The organism is Mediterraneibacter catenae (assembly GCF_008691045.1).
GTDB classification, from domain to species: Bacteria; Bacillota; Clostridia; order Lachnospirales; family Lachnospiraceae; genus Mediterraneibacter; species Mediterraneibacter ornithocaccae.
In genome coordinates this window covers 1-4182 of sequence record NZ_VMSO01000047.1, presented here as the reverse complement: position 1 = coordinate 4182, position 4182 = coordinate 1, and the positions used below count along the sequence as shown (strand labels likewise).

Sequence of the window (4182 nt, the reverse complement as noted above, 5' to 3'; positions counted from 1 at the left end):
CGTTTAACGTTTAGGGGGCTGAAAAACCTTGATTTTACGGGGTTTTTGGGTTTTTAAAAAGACGTTTTTACAGTTTAAAAAGACGTTTTTACAGTTTAAAAAAGACGTTTTTACACAAAAAAGACGTTTTTACAGTCCGGAGGGTGTTTTTAAAAAGCTACCCTTTTACAGTTTAAAAAAGACGTTTTTACAGTCCAAAGAGTAGCTTTTAAAGGCGTTGATCGAATCATCCGTAAAAAAAGCCATATTTCTATAAAAGATGTCTTTTTTATGATATAGTCTTAGAAAGCGGAGGTTTACTTATGACGAGAGAATTAGATGAACGAGGAAGTGTCAGGGCAATAACGTCTAATCTATTTATTACTGCCGGAGGATTATCTGGAACCAGTCTCAAGGCACGAAAACTGCTCTATATCGCTATAGCTCAATGTCGAAAAGGGGATAAGCAATTCTATGAATACGAGATATCCGTGCAGGAGTTTGCAAGGCTCATGGACATAGACCCATCAAACTTATATCAAGAAGCTGACAAAATAACAGACGAGCTTATGCGAGGATATATTACTATCTCTGATAGATCTGGAGACTTTGAAAAGTATTCCTTATTCAGCAAATGCGAATATAAAGCAGGATCAATGTTGAAGTTTAAATTAAACAATGATATGACAGATTTGCTGCTTGCCCTGAAAGGAAATTTTACGCAGCCGCTCCTATCAGATTTCCTGCACATGAACTCTCCTTACAGTATGGCAATCTGGCATTTGATGCAAAGAGAAATGAAGAGTCGGAAGCCAGGACTGACAGATGAAATAGAATTTGATCTGTCACTTTGCGAACTCAGGGAAGTAACTGGCACCGAAAACAAGTTGAAACAGTTATGCGAATTTAAACGCCGGGTGCTGGATAAAGCCCTCCGGGAGATTAATGATAATTGCGGAGTGGAAATCACATACGAAAATATTAAGAGTGGGCGGTCTGTTACGGGTTTTCATTTCCGGGCAATATCGCCGTATCATGTAGATATAAGCACTCTTCCGCCGGAAGTCCTGGAGAAAGCCGAACAGATTAAGCACAGGATCTCTGGCAATAGATAAGCAATAAAGAGCAGCCATGCAGCTGCTCTTTTTGTGCGCCCTCTCCGTCCGTTATATTATCAATAGAGTTTTTTTACCTTTTTGCGGTTATCCTTGACTATGAAAAGGTGTTTTTTGATTTATCCGGGGAACTCAGTTCCTTTTCTGCAGGTCGCTTATGTACTGATCAACTCCTTCATGGAAGTCCTCCAGGAGCTCGTCAAGGGTTTCGCCCTCGTAGCTGATCAGATCCTTAATACCGATCACCTTCCCGTAGTAGAGCTTCTCTTCTTCGAAATACTTAACCGTACCCCTATAGCCTTTGTACTTCAGATCGCACATGATACACTTCCCCTTTCTGCTACTGGTATCTTAACACAGAAACCTGGAGGGCGGTCTGTTTACTCGTTTGAATCACGAACGAGTAAACAGACACAAGCCTGGACAACCAAGATAAGTTAAATTTGTTTTTGGCGCCTCTAACATATTAAAACCGAGAATAATAACAGGAGGTGAATATAATGATGGGTGCTGCAACGAGCATCTGGGCGGTTAGATCTACACGGAGTGTATCTGGCCGCCGGGAGACGCAGGATAAGTCTCCCAGCCCGTATATACTGGGCAGATCGGGATCTCACGGACGGGCACGCCGTGACAAAACAAGTGCCACTGTACACCTGCAGGATCAGGTGCTGCATCGCAAGCAGATCAAAAGCGCCGGTATTACGCGACCTCACAACTGCGTATATTGTCCGATCAGCTGATCGGATAGCCTAGCCTTAACACAACAACCAAACACGCATAAGTTCAGAGACTGCCGCAAGACAGTCTATTTGCCATACAAGAGGGATTACAATGGATAGAGAACAGAGAAATAAGAAATACCGTAAGAACCTGTATCAGCAGGCTTACAGCAGATTCCAGTCTATGCTTGCCGTTGGGGAAAGTAAGCGTCAGGGAATAAAGGACGGGTCAGCCTATGGCAAGATCTACTCTTACTCCACATACCAGGCATACTGGAAATCGGTTAAATACTATATAGCCTGGCTAAAGGAGCAACACCCGGAAGTCCGGTCGATGAAGAAAGCCCGGCGGTACGTGAATGAGTGGCTGCAGGAGCGTTCTGATCAGCTCGATCCAGAGGGAAACCCCAGGTATAGCGCCTGGACACTCAGTCTGGACGCTGCAGCCCTGAATAAGTATTACCAGGTCACCCCTGACGATCCGGAGAGGTACACACCCCCTCAAAGACACAGGTATGATATCAAGCGGAGCCGTGGACCCGCGGAGAGGGATAAGCATTTCTCAGTCCGCAACAATGCAGAACTGATCGAGTTTTGCCGCGGCACTGGCGCGCGCCGTGGCGCACTGCAGGAGCTCACAGGAGACGATTTGTGGAGCCGTGCCCGGATGGAGGCGGCTCTCGAAGCTTTCCGGGCTACTGGCAGCCAGGAAACGCAACAGATCGTTGCGCTGCAGGACGCTCTCACCTCTTTCCCAGATCAGGATTATTTCGTGTTCTTCGCCCGGGATAAGGGCGGCAGGAGCCGCTACGCCCCGATTATAGGCAGGAATAAGCAACAGATCGTTGACAGGTTCCGGGATACTCCCAGAGACGGCAAGGTGTGGCAGTACGTTAGCAGCAACGCAGATATACACAGCTACCGCTCAGACTATGCCACTGCCCTGTACCGGAGCATGGCACGAGATATCAAGGATATCCCGTACGACCGGATCAACGCCGGCACCGGCAAACGGTACCGGGGCGACGTGTATACCTGCAGGGGCGATGAGGCAGGGAAAAAGCTGGATCGCCGGGCGATGCTGCTCGCCAGCAAAGCCCTTGGACACAACCGCATAGACGTGATAGCCAATAACTATTTACGTGGATTATAGGCTTGCACCCTATTGCTTCTAGGAGTGAAATTATGATATAATAATAGATACACAAGCTTGCACAAGGCTTGTGCAAGCAAATTTGTGTATAGGAAAGGTACCGGAATGATAAGTATTAAGGACTATGCAAAGGAAAAAGGCGTGTCTTATGAGGCAATCCGTCAGTCTGTCGATCGATACAAGGACGAGCTGGAGGGGCACGTTATAAAGCAGGGAAAGACCCGGTATCTGGACGATGTTGCTGCTGCGATCCTGGACTCAAAGCGCGCAGGCAATCCCGTGGTTATTGTCAACGAGGATAAAGACGAACGGATCGCCGCCCTGGAGAAAGAAAACAAGGCTCTCCTGCAGCGTGTGGCAGCCCTGCAGGATCAGCTTCTGCAGGAAAAGGAACGTGTCACACTCCTGCAACAAGAAAAGATAGAACTCCTGCAGCCCCCAGAAGTTCCGGAAGAGCCGAAGAAGTGGTGGCAGTTCTGGAAATAAAAAATCACCGTCTGAGAAAGCGTAACGGCTTTATCTGACGGTTTTTTTATGCCTATCCTTGTTTACCCCTATACCTGCCGGTAAGAGGCTGGAAAAGCCTTATACGAAGCCGCAACGATCTGTTGCAATCTCTTGGAAAGCAACGATCTGAAACTTTATCTTGACTTATGCGCATAGTGGGCGCATAATAGACGTATACAGGAGGTAAGATAACATGGCAAAAGTTAAAGTTAACCTTTCTCTCGATTCAGATACAGCAGAACGGCTTAAGCAGTACGCCTTCGAGCAGCACAAGACGGTCAGCCAGGCTGTCACGGACTGGATCTGGCATGAAAAGGTCAAGTTTGATCAGATCAGAGGGCAGGAAAGCCTGTTCAGTAAGAAAGGATAGAGCCTATGTTCGAAGAGGGAAGAGTGCTACGTGGGAAAACCGTGGATATGCGTATTCATGACCTACAGGACGACACCTGGATGCTCTGCAGGGCTGGAACACGGCAGCCTATCGTGATCGGCACGAGAGGTCAGATTATGGCAGAGTATGACATGATCGAGTCCAGCGGGGTTATCCCGGACTACAAGACAGAAGCTAAACGGTGATCTATCGCCTCATATCTAACCTGCAGAGGGAGAAGATGTTCTGTCCGATCCCCTGCAGGGATCTAAAAGCTACCCTTTTACAGTTCGCGCGCACGCGCGAGGTATATAGATAGATATATAACGTTTCTAT

General features: G+C 47.2%; 6 protein-coding genes. 5 read left to right on the top strand and 1 reads right to left on the bottom strand.

The window, feature by feature from the left end; genetic code table 11:
• The first annotated feature begins 302 nt into the window (after positions 1-302).
• A complete protein-coding gene (locus FNY66_RS15260) occupies positions 303-1094 on the top strand; it encodes a replication initiation protein (RefSeq protein WP_150311673.1) in 792 nt (263 codons plus the stop codon).
• Positions 1095-1226: 132 nt separating this feature from the next.
• On the opposite strand, the gene FNY66_RS15255 is transcribed toward FNY66_RS15260, so the two are convergent.
• The gene (locus tag FNY66_RS15255) at positions 1227-1415 is read right to left on the bottom strand and encodes a type II toxin-antitoxin system HicB family antitoxin (protein WP_150311672.1); all 189 of its coding nucleotides are present in this window, start codon (positions 1413-1415) and stop codon (positions 1227-1229) included.
• Positions 1416-1928: 513 nt separating this feature from the next.
• Here FNY66_RS15255 and FNY66_RS15250 point away from each other — a divergent pair.
• From FNY66_RS15250 to FNY66_RS15240, 4 genes are all read left to right on the top strand, one after another.
• Positions 1929-2969, top strand: a complete 1041-nt coding sequence (locus FNY66_RS15250; RefSeq protein ID WP_150311671.1) for a hypothetical protein — start codon at positions 1929-1931, stop codon at positions 2967-2969.
• 105 nt (positions 2970-3074) lie between these two features.
• The gene (locus tag FNY66_RS15245; RefSeq protein ID WP_150311670.1) at positions 3075-3455 is read left to right on the top strand and encodes a hypothetical protein; all 381 of its coding nucleotides are present in this window, start codon (positions 3075-3077) and stop codon (positions 3453-3455) included.
• 214 nt (positions 3456-3669) lie between these two features.
• A complete protein-coding gene (locus FNY66_RS15585) occupies positions 3670-3846 on the top strand; it encodes a DUF6364 family protein (protein ID WP_190324861.1) in 177 nt (58 codons plus the stop codon).
• Positions 3847-3851: 5 nt separating this feature from the next.
• Complete coding sequence (locus FNY66_RS15240; RefSeq protein WP_150311669.1) at positions 3852-4052, top strand: hypothetical protein; 201 nt, start codon at positions 3852-3854, stop codon at positions 4050-4052.
• Positions 4053-4182 lie beyond the last annotated feature (130 nt).

Excerpts from the sequence above, each read along its gene's own strand:
- FNY66_RS15260 (WP_150311673.1), top strand. The coding sequence starts at position 303 with ATGACGAGAGAATTAGATGAACGAGGAAGTGTCAGGGCAATAACGTCT.
- FNY66_RS15255 (WP_150311672.1), bottom strand. The coding sequence starts at position 1,415 with ATGTGCGATCTGAAGTACAAAGGCTATAGGGGTACGGTTAAGTATTTC.
- FNY66_RS15250 (WP_150311671.1), top strand. The coding sequence starts at position 1,929 with ATGGATAGAGAACAGAGAAATAAGAAATACCGTAAGAACCTGTATCAG.
- FNY66_RS15245 (WP_150311670.1), top strand. The coding sequence starts at position 3,075 with ATGATAAGTATTAAGGACTATGCAAAGGAAAAAGGCGTGTCTTATGAG.
- FNY66_RS15585 (WP_190324861.1), top strand. The coding sequence starts at position 3,670 with ATGGCAAAAGTTAAAGTTAACCTTTCTCTCGATTCAGATACAGCAGAA.
- FNY66_RS15240 (WP_150311669.1), top strand. The coding sequence starts at position 3,852 with ATGTTCGAAGAGGGAAGAGTGCTACGTGGGAAAACCGTGGATATGCGT.